General features: G+C 34.3%; 24 protein-coding genes and 1 pseudogene. 13 read left to right on the top strand and 12 right to left on the bottom strand.

The features are described 5' to 3' along the window. Positions 1–375 precede the first annotated feature (375 nt). The 4 genes and pseudogenes from CIK00_RS05100 to CIK00_RS05085 all read left to right on the top strand — a co-directional run. Positions 376–1287 (top strand): annotated as a pseudogene (locus CIK00_RS05100) (ISNCY family transposase); the annotation flags it as partial. Next, positions 1193–1525 carry a hypothetical protein gene (locus tag CIK00_RS21650; RefSeq protein ID WP_101767828.1) on the top strand — a complete coding sequence of 111 codons (333 nt, stop codon included), beginning with the start codon at positions 1193–1195 and terminating at the stop codon, positions 1523–1525. The pseudogene CIK00_RS05100 and the gene CIK00_RS21650, both read left to right, overlap by 95 nt. After that, positions 1513–1620: a hypothetical protein gene (locus tag CIK00_RS21495; RefSeq protein ID WP_233426534.1), complete on the top strand. Its 108-nt coding sequence runs from the start codon at positions 1513–1515 to the stop codon at positions 1618–1620. Before CIK00_RS21650 ends, CIK00_RS21495 begins: the two co-directional genes overlap by 13 nt. 418 nt (positions 1621–2038) lie before the next feature. Next, complete coding sequence (locus CIK00_RS05085; RefSeq protein ID WP_080155935.1) at positions 2039–2986, top strand: hypothetical protein; 948 nt, start codon at positions 2039–2041, stop codon at positions 2984–2986. A 635-nt stretch (positions 2987–3621) separates the two neighbouring features. On the opposite strand, the gene CIK00_RS05075 is transcribed toward CIK00_RS05085, so the two are convergent. Next, entirely contained in the window at positions 3622–3837 is a 216-nt protein-coding gene (locus tag CIK00_RS05075) for a DUF3653 domain-containing protein (protein ID WP_080155937.1), read from the bottom strand. A 40-nt stretch (positions 3838–3877) separates the two neighbouring features. Then, positions 3878–4798 carry a LysR family transcriptional regulator gene (locus CIK00_RS05070; protein ID WP_101767826.1) on the bottom strand — a complete coding sequence of 307 codons (921 nt, stop codon included), beginning with the start codon at positions 4796–4798 and terminating at the stop codon, positions 3878–3880. Positions 4799–4932: 134 nt separating this feature from the next. Here CIK00_RS05070 and CIK00_RS05065 point away from each other — a divergent pair, with 134 nt between their 5' ends. From CIK00_RS05065 to CIK00_RS05055, 3 genes are all read left to right on the top strand, one after another. Continuing rightward, complete coding sequence (locus CIK00_RS05065; RefSeq protein ID WP_101767846.1) at positions 4933–6024, top strand: alkene reductase; 1092 nt, start codon at positions 4933–4935, stop codon at positions 6022–6024. Between the two features lie 114 nt (positions 6025–6138). Further along, positions 6139–6810 (top strand): nuclease-related domain-containing protein, encoded by a 672-nt coding sequence (locus tag CIK00_RS05060; protein ID WP_101767825.1) that lies wholly within the window; start codon positions 6139–6141, stop codon positions 6808–6810. A 139-nt stretch (positions 6811–6949) separates the two neighbouring features. Next, on the top strand, positions 6950–7309 hold the full coding sequence (locus CIK00_RS05055) for a DUF6559 family protein (protein WP_101767824.1): 360 nt from the start codon (positions 6950–6952) through the stop codon (positions 7307–7309). A 684-nt stretch (positions 7310–7993) separates the two neighbouring features. Here CIK00_RS05055 and CIK00_RS05045 read toward each other — a convergent pair. The 7 genes from CIK00_RS05045 to CIK00_RS05015 all read right to left on the bottom strand — a co-directional run bounded on the left by CIK00_RS05045 (position 7994) and on the right by CIK00_RS05015 (position 12911). Continuing rightward, positions 7994–8764, bottom strand: a complete 771-nt coding sequence (locus CIK00_RS05045) for an endonuclease (protein ID WP_373322855.1) — start codon at positions 8762–8764, stop codon at positions 7994–7996. A 116-nt stretch (positions 8765–8880) separates the two neighbouring features. Beyond that, positions 8881–9078, bottom strand: coding sequence for a YwbE family protein (locus CIK00_RS05040; protein WP_101767822.1), 198 nt, complete (start codon positions 9076–9078; stop codon positions 8881–8883). A gap of 290 nt (positions 9079–9368) precedes the next feature. After that, positions 9369–9641 carry a hypothetical protein gene (locus CIK00_RS05035; RefSeq protein ID WP_101767821.1) on the bottom strand — a complete coding sequence of 91 codons (273 nt, stop codon included), beginning with the start codon at positions 9639–9641 and terminating at the stop codon, positions 9369–9371. Between the two features lie 120 nt (positions 9642–9761). Then, the gene (locus CIK00_RS05030; RefSeq protein WP_101767820.1) at positions 9762–10649 is read right to left on the bottom strand and encodes a LysR family transcriptional regulator; all 888 of its coding nucleotides are present in this window, start codon (positions 10647–10649) and stop codon (positions 9762–9764) included. Positions 10650–10833: 184 nt separating this feature from the next. Then, the gene (locus CIK00_RS05025) at positions 10834–11394 is read right to left on the bottom strand and encodes an outer membrane beta-barrel protein (RefSeq protein WP_101767819.1); all 561 of its coding nucleotides are present in this window, start codon (positions 11392–11394) and stop codon (positions 10834–10836) included. Between the two features lie 153 nt (positions 11395–11547). Further along, positions 11548–12324, bottom strand: a complete 777-nt coding sequence (locus tag CIK00_RS05020; protein WP_101767818.1) for a helix-turn-helix transcriptional regulator — start codon at positions 12322–12324, stop codon at positions 11548–11550. A 107-nt stretch (positions 12325–12431) separates the two neighbouring features. Next, positions 12432–12911, bottom strand: coding sequence for a YbhB/YbcL family Raf kinase inhibitor-like protein (locus tag CIK00_RS05015; RefSeq protein WP_101767817.1), 480 nt, complete (start codon positions 12909–12911; stop codon positions 12432–12434). A gap of 272 nt (positions 12912–13183) precedes the next feature. On the opposite strand from CIK00_RS05015, the gene CIK00_RS05010 reads away from it, so the two are divergent. Then, positions 13184–13432, top strand: a complete 249-nt coding sequence (locus tag CIK00_RS05010) for a DinI-like family protein (RefSeq protein ID WP_101767816.1) — start codon at positions 13184–13186, stop codon at positions 13430–13432. Between the two features lie 99 nt (positions 13433–13531). Further along, positions 13532–13909, top strand: a complete 378-nt coding sequence (locus CIK00_RS05005) for a cupin domain-containing protein (RefSeq protein ID WP_101767815.1) — start codon at positions 13532–13534, stop codon at positions 13907–13909. 451 nt (positions 13910–14360) lie between these two features. Here CIK00_RS05005 and CIK00_RS05000 read toward each other — a convergent pair whose 3' ends face one another. Continuing rightward, positions 14361–14900 (bottom strand): TetR family transcriptional regulator, encoded by a 540-nt coding sequence (locus CIK00_RS05000; RefSeq protein WP_167388514.1) that lies wholly within the window; start codon positions 14898–14900, stop codon positions 14361–14363. A gap of 119 nt (positions 14901–15019) precedes the next feature. Between CIK00_RS05000 and CIK00_RS04995 the strand changes: the two genes are divergently transcribed. The 3 genes from CIK00_RS04995 (at position 15020) to CIK00_RS04985 (ending at position 17987) form a co-directional block, all read left to right on the top strand. Further along, positions 15020–15622 (top strand): glutathione S-transferase family protein, encoded by a 603-nt coding sequence (locus tag CIK00_RS04995; protein WP_101767813.1) that lies wholly within the window; start codon positions 15020–15022, stop codon positions 15620–15622. 32 nt (positions 15623–15654) lie between these two features. Beyond that, a complete protein-coding gene (locus CIK00_RS04990) occupies positions 15655–16164 on the top strand; it encodes a hypothetical protein (protein ID WP_101767812.1) in 510 nt (169 codons plus the stop codon). A 374-nt stretch (positions 16165–16538) separates the two neighbouring features. Next, positions 16539–17987, top strand: a complete 1449-nt coding sequence (locus CIK00_RS04985) for a tyrosine-type recombinase/integrase (RefSeq protein WP_101767811.1) — start codon at positions 16539–16541, stop codon at positions 17985–17987. 443 nt (positions 17988–18430) lie between these two features. On the opposite strand, the gene CIK00_RS04980 is transcribed toward CIK00_RS04985, so the two are convergent. Then, on the bottom strand, positions 18431–19675 hold the full coding sequence (locus tag CIK00_RS04980) for an Nramp family divalent metal transporter (protein WP_373322854.1): 1245 nt from the start codon (positions 19673–19675) through the stop codon (positions 18431–18433). A gap of 403 nt (positions 19676–20078) precedes the next feature. Between CIK00_RS04980 and CIK00_RS04975 the strand changes: the two genes are divergently transcribed. Next, positions 20079–20624, top strand: a complete 546-nt coding sequence (locus tag CIK00_RS04975) for a DUF1439 domain-containing protein (RefSeq protein WP_101767809.1) — start codon at positions 20079–20081, stop codon at positions 20622–20624. Positions 20625–20664: 40 nt separating this feature from the next. On the opposite strand, the gene CIK00_RS04970 is transcribed toward CIK00_RS04975, so the two are convergent. Further along, positions 20665–20961 carry a hypothetical protein gene (locus CIK00_RS04970; protein WP_101767808.1) on the bottom strand — a complete coding sequence of 99 codons (297 nt, stop codon included), beginning with the start codon at positions 20959–20961 and terminating at the stop codon, positions 20665–20667. Positions 20962–21044: the final 83 nt, after the last annotated feature.

The following is a 21044-nucleotide window of genomic DNA, read 5'->3' as shown; positions in this document are numbered from 1 at the left end:
AGCAAAACAGCAACAATATGACCAACAACAAAAGCGTAGTCGCAGTAAAAGCGCCCCTAAACGTACAGCCCAACAACGGGCAATCCGTCAACTTGAAGAAATAAATCCAGTGTTAGTTCACCCAGAACAATTTAAACCCAGCACCAGAAAAAAGCCCTGACTTCCCTACTCTATAACCCCAATTTCACCACAATGAACTACCTTAAAAGGAGACATTTTAATCGGGGAATAATGAGGACATTTTAAAAGAGAGAAAACAGAAGTTGTAGCCCCCAAGGCAAAGTGTCTCTTTTCTGCAAAGCTAAAATGTCCTGTTTTTCTATAGTGATCAGTATCTGCTGATCAATTTGAGTTAAACAAAATATGTTGGTTACCATGAATGACAAAGAGATATTTCGCTTAGGTACAATTCGTGATGTTTGTGAAAAACGAATCAAACGTAAAGATGCTGCACAGCTTCTTAATGTCAGCGTTCGTCAGGTTCAACGATTAATAACACGCTATCGAGATCTTGGTGCTGTTGGTTTAGTTCATCAACGTCGTGGACAATCGCCAGACAACAAAATTAATGCTGATATACGGCATCAATGTTTAAACCTGATCCACGAATATTATTCAGACTTCGGACCCACGTTAGCACGTGAAAAATTGATTGAACGTCACGGCATTAAAATTGGATTAGAAACCTTACGCCAATGGATGATCGCTGATGGCCTTTGGGTACCACATTTCAAACGTAAGCCTCGTGTTTATCAACCGCGTCATCGACGTGATTGTTATGGTGAGTTAATTCAGATAGATGGCTCACATCATGATTGGTTTGAAGGTCGCAGCGGCAAATGTTGTTTGTTGGTTTTCATTGATGATGCCACCGGCAAACTGATGAACTTACGTTTTAGCAAAACAGAATCTGCGTTTGATTACATGGTTGCCACGCGTGAATATGTTGAACACCATGGTAAGCCCACTGCTTTTTACAGCGATCGACATGCGGTGTTTCATGTCAGTAAACGGGATGCGAAAACCAACCGCGTGACTCAGTTTGGTCGTGTATTGCATGACTTAAACATTGAATTGATTTGCGCAAATAGATCTCAAGCCAAAGGCCGTGTTGAACGTGCCAACAAAACCTTACAAGATCGCTTAGTCAAAGAAATGCGTTTACAACACATTGATAATATTGAACAAGCTAATGTATGGCTCCCCGACTTTATTGCTGATTTTAACCACCGTTTTGCTAAAGCTGCTCAATATCCTAAAGACATGCATCGGCCATTACGTGAATCGACACGTAGGTGTATCACTACGAGTAACACCGCATATCATTGGTGATACGGTATTGATGGACATTAACCAAACATCAAGCAGTGTCAGCAATAGTGATATAGCAAGCGACATCATCACCAATAACCGCCAGATACAGACAGTGATTCAAGCTAAAGATGGTCAATCAATCATACTTGGTTGCTTGGTTGCTTGGTTGGTGAGGAATCAAGAAATAATGATACGGGAGTGCCGATTCTAAAAGATATACCACTAATAGGCTCGCTCTTTGGTTCTACATCAGACAGAGAGATCAATAATCAGTTATCAGTATTGATAAAGGCCACTATTATTTAGCTTTTAAAACTTTGTGGTTGGAGGCCAAAACTAAAAGCGCGTTCCCCACTCCATTAGGATTGTGGATAACGCGCTTTTTTGTTATCCACATGACGGAATATCTAATCATTACGTGTACGTATATAAAACAAATCTTATAAATTAACTTTTAAAACAAGTTGCATAATGTTAAATTTGTGCGCATACATAGGTGGTTGGCTATCTATGATTTTGTATCTATTTGACTTGTAGGAACTTTAAGTGTGTTGGCAATGTTAAAGTTAATATAGGCTAGGAATTAATTTCGAGTAAGTTGGATTCTTATTAAGTACAAAATCAAGTAATAGGAATTGTTATCAATTATGTGTGTTTTTTATTTTTCATTTAAATTAAATATTGATCATGATTTATTCTTTAACTAATTAATTAGGAGTTTTAAATGGCAGTTATTCAGAAAAAAAAAGTAACTAAATCTATAGGTTTTTATCATTTACGCGTAAAAAAATTAAGAACTCCAGTGAATGATCCCGTGTTTATGGGGGTTGATAACTTTATTAATGTAATTAATTTTATTAGAACTCTCCCTAATGAAGAACGTCTTGTGGATATTGAAATGAAAGGACGAAAAAAATTTCATTTTTTAAAGGCCATAAATGTTATTACTCAAGATTGTTATCATCTTATTTTTTCTTCGGCTAAATATGAATATAGACCGCCCGTAATTGATAAACAAACATTAGAAACAAAAGATAATCCACGAAGCATGACTGAAGGCGATGAGGAACTTACCCATGTTAAGTTATATATTAAAAAAGATTATGTTTTATTATTAATAGAAGAAAGAATAAACGGTATTACAGCAAGAGGAATTACTCAGTATTTTAATGATTTTAAACATATATTTGTTACTGGCCTTAAAAAAGATTTTGAGAATCAGCCTAAAGATATACAATTACTTTTAGGAGATAAGCCTGATGGTAGTTATAGATTCTCTACTGCATTTGTTCCTAATAATAATTTCACGGTAGCTCTTCATGATGCAACAAAAATTGGATTTGGTCATATATATATTGAGAAAGATCTAATACATGGCTCTGAGTTCGCTAGATATTCTAATAAAATGAAAACTTATACTAGTGATTTACAAATAACATTAAAAGCGACTGATGATTTAATTGATATGCTAGATGATTACTATAATGAGTATACAAAAGGAACTTCACACATAAATAGAATGAAAGTTGAGGTTTATGATGATTTAGGTAAGAAATCAATTATTGATACAGAGTTATTCAAATTAAGGAAAACTATTGAAGTTGAAACAAATATTATTGATGGTGTAATTATTTCTGATGAAATGTTTATAGAAATGAGCACATTAATATGATTAGTCAGCCAAAAATGTATTGTGAATATGTACACCCTATAAAAGATTACTTTATTATATCTCAAAGGAATGAGTTAACATTTGAATGGGGGATTTCATTTTTTTTATCTTTTGTTTTATATTTTTTCGTTTATGAAAACATTAAAGTTTCAGAGTTAAAAGACATAGCGTCTCTAATTGTAAATTGTTTAGCTATATTAATTGGTTTCTCAATAACTTGTTTGACAATATTAGCATCTGCATCAGAGAAAAATATCACAGACCTTAAAATATCTATGACAGAAAGAGTGTTAGATAACAAAAAAATATCATTATATCGACTGCTAGTTATAAACTTTATTTTTTTATTATTATTAGAGTTATTTAATCTTTTATTTAACTTTATATTTATATCTGTTTCTAGTCTTGACTCTTTCAAAGATTACGCTGCTATTTTTTATGGTTTTATTACTGTATTTACATTCTCAATATTTTTGCTTAATATAAGGAACATAACTAACTTTTATTTTATATTATCTAGATGATTAAGTGTTGTCCCGAGGTTTTATTATACCCAACATTTTTTTCGTTTAAATGTAATTATTAATAGTCTTTGTATTATTATCGAGCCAGCCTAAGCAACAGGCTCGATAATATTATTTTAACTTTTTAAGCATCCTAGCTGTACGTAATACTTCTCGTTGAAAACGAAGTTCATCAGCTGCCCCTATCTCTATAAGAGCATTACCCATAATGATCCTATTTGGTGTTAACGGCCAACCATTAGGGGTAATCAGCTTTCCTTTAGATATCTTCCAGCCCAGCCAATCATCATCAAGGGGTGATAATTCACGATAAGCGTACATTCTCATTAAACGTGTTGCCCACGATGAGTAAAAATAATAACGACAACTACCCTAACCTACCCGTAAATCGCGTTATCAAGAAATCAATAAACAATCGCAGCCGTTTGGGTTGGTATTGACGGCTTTGGTAAATCACATTTAAGTCTGCACTGGCAGATGATGTCGATGCATTGAAGTTCTTCATATATCCATCAAGCACAGTGACCAGTCGCTGTTGTTGTATGTCTTGCTCAATATCTAATATAGACTTTAACGCTATACCTGCGCTATCTAATGCCCATTGACGAATCACTTCGCCATCATCTGAGAATCGTTTGGGTAATACGGTTATAACGTTGTGTTGGGTATCGTCGCTAAAATGCCATGTTTTCAGCTCTTCATTACTGCGTATCATGGCTAAACAATGATGATCAGCGAGATCTTGCGGTGTGATCGGTGTGCCTTTATTGGCTAAATATTGGGGCGTTGCACACAATACGCGTCTGCTGGATGCCAGTTTGCGCGAGATTAGGTTGCTGTCTGCTAGTTCGCCATAACGGATAACAATATCTATGCCTGATTCCGCTAGGTTGGTGAGTTTATCGTCCAAATATAAGTATGGCACAACGTCTGGATACAATTCGCAAAACGCTGAAATTATTGGTGATATGTATTGCTTGCCTATGTCTCGGGGCGCTGCGATCTTTATCGTTCCGCGCACTTCTTGGCTACCGGTTTGGAGTAAGTTTTCTGTCTCTTTAACGCTGTCAATAATGTCTAAACTGGCCTGATGATACATTGCGCCAGATTCCGTTAAAGAGAGATGCCTTGTACTGCGATTGAGTAACTTAACCCCATAGCGATCTTCTAATGCTTGCAGTCTTGCGGTGACGGTTGCTGGTGATAATCCTAGCTCTCTTCCTGCTGCCGCTAAACCTTGGTTTTTAACGATACTGATAAATAACGTCATGTCAGAAAACTTATCCATGCCCTTTCCCTGTGTTTATTGTTCAGCTCACCCGAATAATCTTTTTAAATTTTACCTAATTATCAAATTCTATCAAACCAATATACTGACACCATCAAACAAGATTAGACAGAAAGGAAATGAAGATGTCGATGATGAGCAAGCTTTTTGAACCAACACAGCTTAAACTACTGAATTTGCAAAACCGTATTGTGATGGCACCGATGACACGAGCGCGTAGTAGCCAACCGGGTAATATTCCAAACGCAATGATGGCGAGTTATTATCAACAACGTGCTAGTGCGGGATTAATTATCTCGGAAGCAACCCAGATTTCAGATGATTCACAAGGCTATTCGTTCACTCCAGGTGTCTATACTGATGAGCAAGTCGCTGGCTGGAAAACAGTGACTCAAGCAGCAAAAGCGCAAGGTGCTGCAATGTTTTGTCAGTTATGGCATGTGGGCCGCGTGTCTCATCCTACCTTTCAGCGTGGTGATAAACCTATTGCGCCATCAGCACTTAAACCAGTAGAAACCAAAGTGTGGATTGCTGATGAACAAGGTAATGGCAACATGGTCGATTGTGTTGAACCAAGAGCTATGACCCAAGCTGATATTGATCGGGTGGTGGCTGATTTTGCTCATGCCGCGAAATGTGCGATTGATGCTGGCTTTGATGGTGTCGAAATTCACGGTGGTAACGGTTATCTTATCGATCAGTTCTTACGTACTAATTCTAATCATCGTACAGATAGTTACGGTGTCACTAGAGAGAACCGTATTCGCTTCTTATTAGAGGTGGTTGATGCGGTAAGTAATGTGATTGGTGCGCATAAAGTGGGGGTTCGACTTGCGCCCTTCATTACTTTTAAAGACATGAATTGCCCTGATATTGTGCCGACCATTTTAGAGGCGGCAAAACAGCTTCAAGCCCGTGATATTGGCTATTTGCATTTATCGGAAGCTGATTGGGATGATGCGCCAGTGATCCCTGAGCGGTTTAGAATTGAGTTGCGTGAGTATTTCCCCAATACGATCATTGTCGCGGGCCGTTATACTCAAGCGCGTGCTGATGAAATGCTTAACAAAGGCTACGCTGATTTGGTTGCGTTCGGGCGTCCGTTTATTGCCAACCCTGATTTTGTTTCGCGGTTACAACACCAACAACCGTTAGCTGACTTGGATGGCGCGACACTATTTGGTGGGAATGAACACGGTTATACTGATTATCCTGCTCTGGGTTAATCAAACTAGCGGTCAAATCATCCCCTGTTAAATTTCTTGTTGTTACTCAAGTATAAAGCACTTTTAAAACATGTTGCATAGTGATAAATTTACGCCTAATTTTAGGGGGTATTTATGCTAGCTTTTCTTTACATCTTTGGATTGTTTTTTTGTTTTATTTTAGGCGGTATTTTTTTCGGAAAAAAAACAAACAATAATTTCGAAAAAAAAACAAAAAAGAAGCAACAATCAAAAGGTAATATTGGTGAAGAATTGGTTTCAAAAAAATTGAATTCCTATTTAATCAATGAGCAAGTAATAGGTATTGTTGTAAATAACGTCACTTTATCTGTTGATGGTGGAACTACTCAAATAGATCATATTTTGATTTGTACTAAAGGTGTGTTTGTTATTGAAACCAAACATTATAGTGGTTTGATTTATGGCAATGCTAAGGACAAGAAGTGGCTACAAGTATTATTCAAAAAGCGTTCGCAATTTCAGAATCCTATTCATCAAAATTATAAACATATCAAAGCAATTCAAGCTTTATTCGACTTTGTACCAGTAGAGCAAATTAAGTCATTAGTTGTGTTTACAGGTAATGGTGAAATTAAAACATCACGTCCGAAAGATGTAATATTATTAGATGGTATGAGAGATTGGATGAATCAACATGAAGATCATGTTGTTACTCTAAATAAAATTCAGTTCTGCTATGGTCGTTTAGAATTTTTACGATTACCTGATAATGAGCAAACAGATAAATTACACTTACAAAACCTGTCTAGACAACATGCTTTATAATGTATTCCTTTAAATTTATTAGGATTTGTGTCACTGATTTTACGAAAGAGCCTATTGTAAGTAAGATGATAGCTTCTCCATTGGTTTTAGTCATTTAAAGCTGATGTTGTTGATAATGCCAATAATCAAGGGGATCACATTGCTTAGAATTATTCAGCATCGCCGAATCAAAAAGGTTATCAAGTTGCTTTCTGCAGGGTTGATAAAGGGTTATGGCAGTCGAGATTTTTTCTCTTTAGGTCAAATCACAGCAAGTACCCGTGAGTGTAGTGCCCGTCAGCAACAAATCGCAGTCGCTTTGTATGTTGATCCACAAGATATTAATTTTGAAGAAAACCCTACCCTGAAATTGTTACGTAATGATGTGTCGCACTATTTCTTTGAAGGTAATGATTACACCGGACAGGATGTGCTTAATCTGCTTGTTTTAGGTGGATGGAAAGGTGGTCGAATAGATGATGACATGTCAAACCGGTTTGGTATGGGGAGTCGCTATTAGTGATCTGAATTGTAATGGTAGGATTTTGCTTAGCATGACTGACTAGCCTACTACTATTGTAGAAATAGTAGTAGGCCAAACGTCATAAATAGAAAGATTCTATTCTTCAGTTTCTTTAAGCTTATTAAGCTCTATTTCAATTTTTTCAATATCAGCAGTGTAACGTGCTTTACTTGCACCATCTCTAGTAGACTTAGACATAGCTTGTAACTTAGAAAGTTTCTTTGTAAGTGCGGCTAATTGGTTCTGGGTTCTACGATTGCTGCTCATTAATAAATGGTACTCCAATAAATGATGTTATTTGCTGTTTGACTACAATTAAATTATATATCATTACAACAGGTTAATTAACTTAACGGTTAATGCTATTGTATTTCTAGCTCGTTACCTTTATAGCGTAGCATATAAGACTACAAATAATGAAATATTAATATAGTTTAGTTTGCTTTTGATAACTGGCGCTCATTATTAACGCTATCAGTGGTCGATAATCCTACGAAGATCATAACATTAACGCTACGAGTGCTGTAAAAAGTTAACAATTCGGGGTAATCATACATAGCGTTGTAAATATTAGGTTGAATCATGCTGTCATATTTAACCGCATGTGTTGAATATAGTGATGCTATAAATAGAAAATCCACATCGTTCAATGTGGATTCTAAAAGATTAATTGTAGTAATATTAACCGATATTTTTACAACGCGACACTAAGATAGGATCAACATTGCCTTGAATCTTTTGGATTTTAGCTGCTCGTTGACATTCCCACTTTGATACTGGGTATTGCTTGTCCCATGCGCTCATTAATTGACGTTGTTGACGACTCATTTTGTAACTTGGATATACTGCATCAAAATACATGTAAGTACGCGCAATAATGCCACGGGCACGTTCTGGTGGTTGAGCATCATGATCTTTCTTATCAATGATCATGTCACAACTACCAAATGAACGGTAATTTTTGCTGGCGGTTTTAGGCAGCATTACATAGTTGTAGTTTTGACGAGCAGCGTTAACAGCCCCTACTGCTGGATAAAGGTTATAAAGGTCTGATTGCATTAAACGGTATTCAGTGTTGGCTTTTTCAGCACACTTACGACCTTTAAATGATTTACCTTTGCTATCAATACAAACTTTCGCGCCTTCACGCCATTCTGTAAATGCACGACCAAAGTTCTCCGCAGGAACTACGTGTTCAGCCTCCCAGCGTTTAATGCGTTTTTTATATACCTCAGTAGTAAAACCAGATGGTAACGTAACGTATTTTTTATTATTAAAATCTGCACCGCAATAAATAGTCTTCATATCAACAGGATTAGTATAAATCTGCTTTTGCATGATTTTTTTAGCTTTGCTGAATGATTGGTTGGTGGTGTTGCCTTGTGGCGACTGTGCAAATGCAAGCGTCGGCAATAGTGCGACACTAAGTAGAATAATATTAGTTCGATTCACGGAATTCTCTTTTAGGTAGTGCGGTCAATTTATTAATGGACTGACGTGTTGATATGACAAAGTATTATTGCGCTTTGCTTAGTGACTATTTTTGAATAAAAGGTTTAGTGATTTATTTATTCAGAAACAATTACTTTTACTCGACCTACATCACCCGTTGTTAAGCGGACTTTGATGCCGTGTGGGTGGGTCGGTGAGTTTGTTAGGATTTTCTCGACGGTGCCCGCTGTAAGTTTACCGCTACGTTGATCTTGTTTTAATACTATTTGTACATCTAAACCAACGTGGATATTTGAACGATTTTTACCTGACATATTGACTCTTTTGTTTTTAATTTTTCAGGTTGTATTATTAAGTTTTTACAGTAAAACGCAACTTAATATTAAAATATGGTTGTTTTATGTACGCAATGAGAATGTATCTTATTGATATAGTATTAAATAAGGATTTTTAATCTAAAAAATAAATCAATAAAAGCTATAAATAATAAACACACTGGGTACAAGTAACATCACAACTAACATATGCCACGGAGTTTATGGGTATTTTTATGGGTGTTGAGATAAAACAAAGCCCTTCTAATTAAGAGCTTTGGTATGAAAGATTATTGTTGAAGTGCGGGGCAATCTTTCGGTAGTAATTGTTCTGGTATTGCAGGCCCTATTCCCATATCTGCCGTCCAGCCTTTTAATCCCCCAGTTTTAGGATCAAAATCACTGCATTTATACGGTTTATCTTTTATTAGCGTAGTCGATGTTGTTTGTTGAGCGGTAGTGTTGTTATTTTTGGTTTGCTCACTTTTGATCATTGTAAATGCAAGACTACAAATTACTATTCCACCTAATACTACTAAGGCCGATTTCGTTGACTTCTTCATGGGAGATCCTCTTCAGTAAAATACTGATTTGTGATCTATTTAAAGTCTATTTTATAGAGAAGGTCAAATTATATAATAAAATAAATACATTTTTGTTCGTTTAATCATCAATTTAATCCGTTATTGGCACAGTGATGTTAATAATGAAGTAACGGTTTGATAACGTATTGGTAAATGACGATATTTCTTTTGAATAATAAATAATTGTTCAGTAACTGAAGCTAATGGTGGTGCTATATATAATCTATTTTTATCAACAAAATGATCAATCGCACTTTGCGGTAACACTGTAAAACCAATACCTTCAGCTACGGCGATCAAAATTTGGTTTAGTTGATTGATATAACTAGTCATCGGTAATTGTTCAATTTTAATGTCGATTAAATTATGATGACCACAATGTTTGAAATATTTAGTAAGATAATACTGTGCATCAGGATGATCAATAAGCCCGCAGGTTGTTAATAATTCATTAGTAAGATCATGATCTTTGTATTGTAGCGGAAAGACTAAACATAAAGGTTCTTGCCCTATGATGGTAGTTTCAAATAGATCGTTCATCGGTTGTTGAGTAACGATGCCTATATCTATCGTATTATTTTCAATACTGTCTAAAATTTTATGGTTAGGCGCAGCTTCTAAATGAAAATGTAGTTTGGGATATTGCTGTTGTAAGCGTAATAACTGAGGATATAGTGATAATGCAAATGATCCTGAACAAGCCAGTTTACATGTCCCTTCATAGGGGCTGTCCGTTTGTAAATCATTCATTAATAATTGATATTGAAGTGTTTGTTGCTGAGCATATTGATAGACAAGCTGCCCTTGTTCTGTAATTTCAAACTGTTTGTTATAGCGTGTGATAAGTGGATAGCCACAGGCTTGTTCTAATTTTTTGATATGCTGACTAACACCTGGTTGAGTCATATTTAACAACTCGGCAGTTTGAGTAAAGTGTTCTGTTTCTATTAATGTTTTAAATGTCGTTAACCATTGAGGATTGATCATGATTTACTCTAATTATCATTACAAAAAATTATAATAATTAGAGTAAATGATAATTAAATATTTATCAATTATCTCTTAGATAAGATACTGTTTAAATAGCCACATCTACTAACACTATGATTTTTAATATACTAAAGCAATTAAAAATCACCACTTTAGTATATTAAAATTATAGGCGTAAAAGTTAATATAAAGTATTAGATAGATGGTAACCAACACCAAAGTACATATTGGTTTTGTTAAAATCACCCATAACTCTTTTTATATTAAATTCGGTATATATATTTGTTGTTGGAATGTCTAGTTGTAAGCCTACCCCATAGTTAAATTCATTTTTGCTTTCATTATCGCTAGCACAGATATGATCTAGACAAGCATTAATATCAACATTGGCATGAGAAATACCAATCAAAGGATATAAACGAAGCCATGATAAATTTTGAACTTTAAAGATAGGGCCAACATTAATATCAAATACTGTTAATGTACCGCGATAAGGAATGAATAAATTATTCACGTCACCAGTACTATCTACATCTTCTTTAGCTAATGAACTTGTAACGATGAAGCCGACATTTTGTTCTTTTGAGCCAAAAGATGCCCAAGAAAAGCCGCCACCAGAAGCACTCACACCATTACCACCTAAATGTGTTGCACCTACTGAGATATAATTTTCACTTGCTTGTGCTGCAATCGGACAAACAAAGCAAGAAATAGCAATAACCGTTTTTTTTAATATATGCATTTTATTGATATGCCATTATTTTATAATGTCGTTATAGTATTATATGCTGGCATTTAAAACAATGTTTACGACAAAATAATGCTCTTATAGCATAGCGTTAATTTGGTGAGTTTTTGCCTTTGTCACATATTTAAGTTTAAAAATATATCTTAGCTAAGATTCAATTGTATTTTGATATTCTTTAAGTGATAAACCAAACTGTTTTTTAAATCGTTGTGCAAACCGTGTCTCTGACTGATAACCACAAAGTTGTGCTAAATCAAGCTGCGTATAACGTTGTTGCTGAAGTAACATTAATGCGTACCCCATTCTTAATTCGGCTAAAATTTCTCTAAATTGAGTGGATTCTTCACGCAAACGACGGATTAGTGTCGATTTACTTAAACCAAAATGCTGACAGGCTGATTCAATACTATGATGCTCGCTAGGCTGCTGTCTAAAAAGTCCAACCAATTTGTCTCGCCATAATAAATCTTGAGAGCCAAAAAGTTGATGCAACCTACCAATATTAGCTAAATGTTCAAATAATGCATTGACCATACACTCTTGAACGTTATACGGTAATGATTTTGGCAGATTAACCAAGTTCATAAACAAATATTCGCCAACGTGATCAAATTGATAATTAGGCGCTATATGGTGACTAGCATGATGGCGAGAACGGTTAATGAGTTCAGTGGTTGGTTTAGTAAAAAAGCATAATTGCAGTGATGAAAATACAGTCTGTGATGGTTGATTAATAAAGGTTTGTTGTGAGTGCCCTGCTGTGAGTAGCCAATTTTTAGGATCAATATTGATCCAATCATTTTGCCATTGTAATTTTTTCACACCGGCTTGTACCCAAACAATGGAAGGATAGATAAATGGCACATTGCGTAATTGCTGTGATTTTTGACCTGTGTAATGAATACACTGAACCAGCGCTGACATGCTATTCCCCTTTTTAGCTTAGGTGATGTTATTTATGCTACAAAAAAGAAAGTCTCATAATAGATAACTACTGATGAGACTTTTCTTTAACGCGAGCATGATGATGATTAACGCTGATAATGCGCGGTAATAGTCGATTTTGCTAAAGCCGTACCATTAAGCATAAAACTAACTAATGCACACGATGCGTCATCTGGCACTTCTAGTTTTTCACAAGGTAATGCCCATACTGTGAATACGTAACGGTGAACACCATGACCTTCAGGAGGACATGCGCCGCCGTAACCATTAAAGCCATAGTCATTACGCATTTCTAAACCAGCGGCAAGATTAGTTGATGCACCTTCCGCCAATTCGTGTGTTGATGCTGGAATATTAATAACTTGCCAATGCCAAAAACCACAATCAGTCGGTGCATCAGGATCGAAACACGTTACCGCGAAACTTTTCGTACCTTCAGGTGCATTTTCCCAAGCAAGTTGAGGGGAAATGTTATCGCCATCATTACCAAAGCTATTAAATGAAAAACGTTTGTCGTAGTGTTTCTCTTCAGCAATGCTGTTACTTGTCATTGTAAATGTTGACATGATCATATTCTCGTATTAATTGTCTATGCCGTTACTATACGAGTTTTAACTAAAAAAATTCCACCTTTAAGTGTCAATAATGCATTTAATTATAGTAATTATGACTCTTAATGTTTTTATTATCCTGTTTAATTTTAATCGTTACCTTATATGATACAAATTTACGGGCAACAAGCATTACCACTCAATACCATGAAGAGATTAGATTGGATCCCTACTTAAACTGTATATATAATCAGTGTTATTTTATCCAGTATAATAGATGGACTTATATGCGTATTGAATTAATGGTTAATAAAAACAATGTACCTGAAGATACTTTTTATCAGGTTGAATCTGAATTTACTCGTCGTATGGCAATTTCTTGGCCTGATGCATTAGTTCGAGTACGCTTAGGCGGAGCTAACGAATTAAGCGTATTAGGTGGTTTAAAAGAAGATAAACAGCATGTCGAATTAGAACTTGAAGCAATGTTTGATGAAGCTGATGATTGGCTAGAACAGCCAAATTACGATATGTAGTACGTTATAATTGCATATTGAGCTTACTAATTTAATACTGATTAGGTTGCTGATAAGTGTTTATAATAAAATTATTGTTATTTATTGGTAATCTTTATTATGAGCACGTTTATTTCAAAAGATATTTGGTCTGATTTTACTGCTGATCCTGAGTTCACTGGATTTAGTTTTCGAGATACTGATGAAAGTAATGCCAATTGTGTAACAGCATTACTTGAACGTTGGCAAGCAGGTACAGTAGAAGATTCTCATCATCATCCACATGATGATATGTCAATTATCGTTACTGGCGAAATTGCAATTCAATTCCATCTTCGCGTTGATGGTGAATTAGTTAATGATGGCGAGCCAATGATCTTAACTGCTGGCCAAACGGGTTATATCAAAGCTAACCGCATTCATAGTGTGGTATATACCACTGACTGTGACATGGTATATATTCAAAACAAAACATTTGGCTTTGAAGTTGATAAGTAATTATTAACTAATATTCAGTGTCTTAAACAAGCTCTCGCTCTTATTTTGTGGGAGCTTTTTTATAAAATCTATTGCTGAATGATATTTATTAATAGTCCATTTTGGAAGCATTAAGAACGATTGGCTAAAAGAGTGCATAATTTATTTTTATTTTGTGGCTCTTATCGCATGTTATCGAAACTAATCTTACTCAATAATTTAATACGCTATATATTGAATATATGTTAAAAACTATGGTGTATTTATGATTACTTCAATAAAAAATTTCGTATGTCCAAAGTGTGGGAAATCTGAATATCTTGAAGGAAAAAACATTATTATATGTATTTGTGGCTACCGTATTGATTATATTCAAGCATGAAAAACGTATTAATATTCAGATGGAAGAGCACAATATTGTTATTATCTTAAATGGATATCGTTTGTACTCTACAAGAATAATATTTAGTTATTATTTGATAAGAGTACGTAAGATTTCTTTAGTATCAGTAATTAACGTTACGTCTTTATGAGCGACTAATTTAACGATAAGTCCTTCATAAAGTAATTCAATATGGAAAGCTAACTGAGAATTTTCAATTCCAAATGCAGTTAATCTTTTTTGTGTTTCAATACAAGAAGCTTGCTTATGCTTTACCGCTAATTGATGCAATGGATGTTGTTCATCTGAAAATTCTCGACAAGCTGCCATAAATATACAGCCATAAAATTGTTGGTTGTTTATTAAATGCTCTAATTCACTGAACCGAGCTAAAACTAGTTCTTTTTTATCTTCAATAATATTCCATTCTTCCGCCCAGGTTTGTTGAATGTTATTGCTAAATGATGTTAATGCCTCTATGACTAAACCTTCTTTATTACCAAAATTATTATAAATAGTCTTCTTTGATATTTTAGTATGTTCTGCAATCGTATCAACACCGGTAAGCGTGATCCCTTCTTTTTGTGCTAGTTCAAGAAAACCAGTGATTAATTTCTGTCGCTTAGTCATTTTTTGTACCACCTTACTTTTAATTTTATTTATTATACACAGATCTGTGTAAAAATGATTGTGTTTAAAAAAAAGTGGCCTATAATAATTTACACAGACTTGTGTAAAAAGAGAATAACATGAAAATATATAGCTTCCCATATTCAATCCCTAGCTACCGTACTCGATTAGCAGCATCATTACTTGGTTTTAATGTTGAAGAGCAGGTTATTGATTTAAGTAAAAATGAACAAAAGTCACCTGAATTTTTAGCCGTTAACCCTCTAGGTAAAATTCCAGTAATGACTGACGATCAAGTGACTGTCAGTGATTCTATGGCAATATTACGTTATTTAGCAAGAAAGTCTCAAATAACGCATTGGTATCCAGAATCTGACATTGCAACAGCGGCTAAGATTGACACGTTATTATCATTAGTCAGTAACGAATTATATGAAGGAATTGAAAAAGCACGATTAATTACTGCTTTTAAAATGTTACCTGAAGAATTATTACCTCAATGTGAAACTATCACTCATGACGTTTTAAATATCTTAAATCTACAATTAGAAGATAACGTATTTTTAGTTACTGATATGCCAACCATTGCTGATATTGCCGTCGCTTCAACACTGCTTTATATTGATGAAGCTTCTTTCAGTTTAGATAATTATAAAAATATTGAAAATTGGCTTAATAATATAAAATCGTTAGCTGGATTCATTCAACCAACGTTTCTTTAATTTATTTACATTCATATCATGAGTATTAGTTTATGCCAGTAATTGATGATCAAATAGCCCTTCTGTCATCGCTATTAACAAAGCAAACAGAATTAAATAATGATAATTTAATTTATGCAGCGTGGGCTGCTGCTCTAAATTCTCAAAGTAAGTATCTTGTTGAATATATCAATAAACACATAAAACTCCCTGATGAGGCCATATTAGAAGATATTGAATATGCCATTTCACGGATGGGTGTTACTAATCCCTATTTTATTGCGCGACAATTTATTGATATCAAGGAAGGAGGATCGTTAAAAAGTCTTCATTTTCGTCCTCTACAAGAATTAAATATTAAAAATGAAACCGCTTATCATTATGCATGCGTGGTTGTTTCGTTAATGAATGGTGGTTATATATGTCTTTCTTCTCATGTAAATAGTTTATTAGAACTCAACGAAACAGAAAAAAGTATTGATGCCGCAATGCGTCTTGGCTCTGTATGTAGTTCACTTTCTAAACGATCATTTATCGATGATATCGTAAATAATAGTCACTAATTCTCATCTTGTTATGTAACATTTATAGCATATAAATCCAGTGATCATGATATTAAATAACATGCTCTAAACGCGGTTTAGTCTTTCTTTTTAAGATTACGCCGCATTCTCACTTATAATATATCTTCATCAAAGACTCAATACCCTCGTTTAGTTACACTGTAACACTTTTATATAATTATAAAGTACCACAGATTACCTGATGATATAAAAATTTCCCCTATTCATATTGCCGTTTTTTTGAGCGATAATTGCTCTGTATACAGATTTCTATGATCTTCTCATTTTCAGCTAACTAACAGATTTATATAGCTTTATTTTATCAGTCTTATATAATATCTCTTATAGCAGATCAAGAATAAAGACCATAATCAATGACGATCATCCCTTCAAATTCTTTAGTACATAACGACTTTAATCTTAGGCCTGGTTCATTACGTCAACAAACAGCAGTAAGCCAACAGATCCGACAACGTGATAATTTTGTTATAAATCCTGCGCTAGCTTATATTAATTCGCTTGCAGCGACAGATACTACTGGCGGCCAAGCAAATGCTCGTTACACATTAGAACGTTTTAGTCGATTTCTATTAACATCAACATTTGAGAAAATTGATTGGATTGTATTATTAACAACCCCTTCTCTTATTGAAAAAACGATGGCTGCTTTTTTAATTCATCGAGCAAAAACAAAAGCAAAGATGAAAGGATTATTTTTTGATCCACAGCGATCGCTGAAGAATTTACATGTTAACCCATTAAAGAAAGCATTATTAATAATCAGTGACTATTTTTATCGACAGCAACAGATTTCACTATATCAATATACTAATTGGAAATATTCTATTGAGCAATTTTCACTCTATAATCAATCAACGACTGAGTTGGAACAAGGCTGGCTTCCTCCAAGTTATACAGAACAAACTTTAACGATTGAATTAACATCACAAGCTAAGGTTATGCTTGAAGCATTCAGTTGTTTTTGTATAAAACCGTGTATTGAAAGGATGGATTGGTATAGCGTTCTTTATGCACCAGTATTGCAAACCTCAATGCAATCATTTTTATCATCACGTTTAACCATGAAAAGTAGCGATAGAAAACAAGATTACGCCCCTGCTACTGCCGATAATTTATTGAGAATGTTACGAGGTGTTGCTCATCATGCGTGGTTATCTGAGTCAATTTCTATTGAAACGTTACAACGGATCAAAGCAATAAAACTACCAAGAGGCTCTCGACAATCGAGTGGTCGTTACTTAAGTTATACCGATGTTGACCAAATATCGGCACTAACTTTAGCACAATCGAACAAGATAAAAGCATTAAGAGATAATGCAATTTTTTGGTTAATGTATGAATCTGGGTTACGTCGTGCAGAAGTTATTGGACTGGATGTTAATGATATTGATCTTTATTTATGTAAAATTCGAGTTTTGGGTAAAGGTAATAAAGAACGTTATGTTCCATTTTCAAAAAGTAGCGACCTTTATGCGGCAATTGAGCAATGGTTAATGGTGCGATCTCAACATCCACAACAAATTTCAAGTTTTTTTTGTGGGGTTAATCGTTATCAGCAACTAACGTCACAACGTTTAACGACTCAAACATTAAATGATCTCTGTAAACATATTTATCAACTTGGTTTTTCACGTCGAATATCGCCCCATGATTTTCGTCACTCTGTAGCGACTAATTTATTACGTTCTGGTTATGATTTATTATTAGTCAGTAAGTTTATGGGACACAGCAGTATTACAACTACCCAACGTTATGACCGCCGTACAGATGATGAATTACAAGGCGTTACACCGGGTCGTTAATAGATCACACTATACAACAGTGAGTTTCAATATTTGTTGTTAAAAATATAACATAAGTATAATAGCTGTACTATATTCTGTTATATTTTCAGAAGAATGCTATCGTATAAAAAATAACAAACTGGATTAATTATGTTGATATTTATACGTACATTATTATTAATAACATTCATTGTTTTTTCTATATCTAGCTCTGCTCTAACAATAAAACATTATACTCAGCAATATTCTTTATTACCTTGTACTGGGTTAGAATCACGAATAAACAGTTTTGAAAAACAATCATCAATGATGTTATCTAATGCATCTAAAAGAGAGAAAGAAACATTAAAACGAGAATATAAAGCACTTAATAAATTATATAAGCAAAAGAATTGTCACAAAAGAAATTCCCGATAATAATATTATTATCGGGAGTAAAGTAAGGAGTCAGTAACATATTATCAAGCTAGTAATGTGTAGCTTAAATATATGTTAAGGGTAAGAACAATTGCTACAATAATTAAGCCTAACACCGAGATAACGCTGTTATTTTTATATTTACCCATAATTAACTTACTGTTGGTAAAGTAAAGTAATGGGATAATTGCGAGTGCGATACCAAAGCTTAGAACGACTTGACTCATGACTAAAATTTCAGTTGTATTAACCGCTAAAGCAATAACAACAAACGATGGGATCATGGTAATTGAACGACGTAACCACATTGGAATGCTAAATTTAACAAAGCCTTGCATTACAACTTGACCAGCCATTGTACCGACTACGGTTGATGAAAGACCGGATGCTACCAGCGAAATACCAAATAATATTGATGCGGATTTACCTACTAATGGTGTTAATGTTTTATAGGCTGTTTCTATTTCAGCGACATCTTGATTACCTGAATAATGGAATACTGCAGCCGCCATAGCGACGATAGCTATATTAACAAACCCAGCGATAACCATTGCAATTAATACATCATATTTTGTTGAACGTAACCGTGTTGATACTTTTTCACCATACGTGTTTTTGAATAATGCTGAGTGTAGATAAATAACATGAGGCATTACCGTTGCACCAAGAATACCTGCAGCTAAATAAATTTGGTGTGGACTGTTTAATGTTGGAACAATTAATCCAGTCACTAAAGCATGTGATGCTGGCGGTGCAATAAATAATTCAAAAATATAAATAATAGCAACGAGTAATAATAAAGCACCAATAACGACTTCAAGTGGTTTTTGACTTTTATTGTTAAGCATTAATATCATCATTGTCACTATTGCCGTGATAACAGCCCCTTCCATTAAGCTAATACCAAACAATAATTGAAAGCCAACGGCCGCACCAATAAATTCTGCAAGATCGGTTGCCATCGCAATTATTTCAGCTTGTACCCAATATGGAGCTATTGCCCATTTAGGAAGATGATCACGTAAATGTTCAGCTAAATTTTTACCTGTAACAATGCCTAATTTTGCAGACAGATATTGAATCAACATCGCCATTAAATTAGCCCATAGTACAACCCATAATAGTTGGTAACCGAAGGCTGAACCTGCCTCAATATTCGTTGCGAAATTACCAGGATCAATGTAACCAATAGCAGCAATGAATGCAGGGCCTAATAAAAGTAATTTCTTTTTTAACTTAAAGCTAAATGGGGTTGGCTGCATATCAAGGCTAATAGATGCTTTATTCATAAGTGACTCCTTTGTCATGGAGTTACTTTACTAAATTTACAAATGAGAATCAATATCATTTAGGGGTTAAATATGGTTGCTTATGTTTCACTTATGAATTATTAATAATCAATAGCCGCTACCTATCAATAATATAGAGGTTTTAATTGTTAATTTTTACCATTAATAGCGTTCTGGACGAGAATTTATAATCACTTGCCATCTTTCTTACCGATGGAAAACACGTTAAACCTGATGATTATCTAGATCGCATGGAGATATAACATATTCTATTTAAACAACTTACCTTCTCGTGATAATTGTTATATCTCGACACTATTTGCTAGCACTGCATGATAGATTGTTTGCTATTATATAATGGAGCACATTAGGTGCTCTTTTATCGCTATAGTTAAGGTTTGTTATGCATTTAAAATCATTATTACTTGCGGGTTCGGTAGTGTTCTTCTCAGGTTGTGCTAGTTACGGTGTCACTGAAAATGAAATGCAATCTTATTTAAATAAAGAGACTCAATTTAATCATTCAGTTGGTATTCAAGGCTTAGCCTATGCTACCGGTAAATTTGATAATATTAAGGTTGGTATTGGACGTGTCGCTAAAAATAAAGTAAATGTTGCAGCGACAGCAACTGCCGATTTAGAGTTAATGGGACAACCAACTCAAAACATCTCAATCAAAGCAAATTTTAGTGCTATCCCCTATTATAACCAAGACCAAGGTGCTATTTATTTAAAAAACCTTAATATTGAATCATTAGATATTACACCTCAGCGGCTAAACAATGTATTAACTAAACCGGTTATTACGCCTATTGTTTCTTTTTTAAGCCAAGTTTTATCAACAAAACCAGTATATAAACTTAATGATAATGAAATAGAACAAGCGCTTTTGAAAAAAACCAAACCTGAATTAATCATTGAAAATCATAAATTAATTTTAGATTGGTAAAAAATAGCTATTCATATAAAAGCTCTATTTAGGAGCTTTTTTATTGTTTATTTTTTGACAGCTCTAAAAAATGAGTATTCACTGTTTCATCAATCATTCTTACAGCCCTTTCGGCTTCAAAAGATCGTTTCATTGCTTCTGCTGCATAATCTCTCGTCGTAGGCGTTTGGCTAGTAATAATAAGCATAAGTACAAAAATAATAGTTGCTACTGATAAAATAGCGACAGTATATATTCGCCGAGTAATACGAGCTTCACTTTGTTTAATCTCTGCTTTTACAGCTCGTAATACATCATAATTGGTAATGTTTAAACGCATTCTTTGATTTTTATCCATCTTACCTATTCAATTCATAGACAATATAACACAATATATTATCAAGCATTTCTTAATTTAAGCTTACTTAATCTTAATGGTAC

This window comes from Photobacterium carnosum, from assembly GCF_002849605.1.
Lineage (GTDB): Bacteria > Pseudomonadota > Gammaproteobacteria > Enterobacterales > Vibrionaceae > Photobacterium > Photobacterium carnosum.
This window is presented reverse-complemented; position numbering and strand designations above follow the sequence as displayed.

Bases quoted from the DNA above. Each gene is read 5' to 3' on its own strand.
- CIK00_RS21650 (WP_101767828.1), top strand. From the start codon at position 1,193: ATGTATGGCTCCCCGACTTTATTGCTGATTTTAACCACCGTTTTGCTA.
- CIK00_RS05085 (WP_080155935.1), top strand. From the start codon at position 2,039: ATGGCAGTTATTCAGAAAAAAAAAGTAACTAAATCTATAGGTTTTTAT.
- CIK00_RS05075 (WP_080155937.1), bottom strand. From the start codon at position 3,837: ATGAGAATGTACGCTTATCGTGAATTATCACCCCTTGATGATGATTGG.
- CIK00_RS05070 (WP_101767826.1), bottom strand. From the start codon at position 4,798: ATGGATAAGTTTTCTGACATGACGTTATTTATCAGTATCGTTAAAAAC.
- CIK00_RS05065 (WP_101767846.1), top strand. From the start codon at position 4,933: ATGAGCAAGCTTTTTGAACCAACACAGCTTAAACTACTGAATTTGCAA.
- CIK00_RS05060 (WP_101767825.1), top strand. From the start codon at position 6,139: ATGCTAGCTTTTCTTTACATCTTTGGATTGTTTTTTTGTTTTATTTTA.
- CIK00_RS05040 (WP_101767822.1), bottom strand. From the start codon at position 9,078: ATGTCAGGTAAAAATCGTTCAAATATCCACGTTGGTTTAGATGTACAA.
- CIK00_RS05035 (WP_101767821.1), bottom strand. From the start codon at position 9,641: ATGAAGAAGTCAACGAAATCGGCCTTAGTAGTATTAGGTGGAATAGTA.
- CIK00_RS05030 (WP_101767820.1), bottom strand. From the start codon at position 10,649: ATGATCAATCCTCAATGGTTAACGACATTTAAAACATTAATAGAAACA.
- CIK00_RS05025 (WP_101767819.1), bottom strand. From the start codon at position 11,394: ATGCATATATTAAAAAAAACGGTTATTGCTATTTCTTGCTTTGTTTGT.
- CIK00_RS05020 (WP_101767818.1), bottom strand. From the start codon at position 12,324: ATGTCAGCGCTGGTTCAGTGTATTCATTACACAGGTCAAAAATCACAG.
- CIK00_RS05015 (WP_101767817.1), bottom strand. From the start codon at position 12,911: ATGTCAACATTTACAATGACAAGTAACAGCATTGCTGAAGAGAAACAC.
- CIK00_RS05010 (WP_101767816.1), top strand. From the start codon at position 13,184: ATGCGTATTGAATTAATGGTTAATAAAAACAATGTACCTGAAGATACT.
- CIK00_RS05005 (WP_101767815.1), top strand. From the start codon at position 13,532: ATGAGCACGTTTATTTCAAAAGATATTTGGTCTGATTTTACTGCTGAT.
- CIK00_RS05000 (WP_167388514.1), bottom strand. From the start codon at position 14,900: ATGACTAAGCGACAGAAATTAATCACTGGTTTTCTTGAACTAGCACAA.
- CIK00_RS04995 (WP_101767813.1), top strand. From the start codon at position 15,020: ATGAAAATATATAGCTTCCCATATTCAATCCCTAGCTACCGTACTCGA.
- CIK00_RS04990 (WP_101767812.1), top strand. From the start codon at position 15,655: ATGCCAGTAATTGATGATCAAATAGCCCTTCTGTCATCGCTATTAACA.
- CIK00_RS04985 (WP_101767811.1), top strand. From the start codon at position 16,539: ATGACGATCATCCCTTCAAATTCTTTAGTACATAACGACTTTAATCTT.
- CIK00_RS04980 (WP_373322854.1), bottom strand. From the start codon at position 19,675: ATGAATAAAGCATCTATTAGCCTTGATATGCAGCCAACCCCATTTAGC.
- CIK00_RS04975 (WP_101767809.1), top strand. From the start codon at position 20,079: ATGCATTTAAAATCATTATTACTTGCGGGTTCGGTAGTGTTCTTCTCA.
- CIK00_RS04970 (WP_101767808.1), bottom strand. From the start codon at position 20,961: ATGGATAAAAATCAAAGAATGCGTTTAAACATTACCAATTATGATGTA.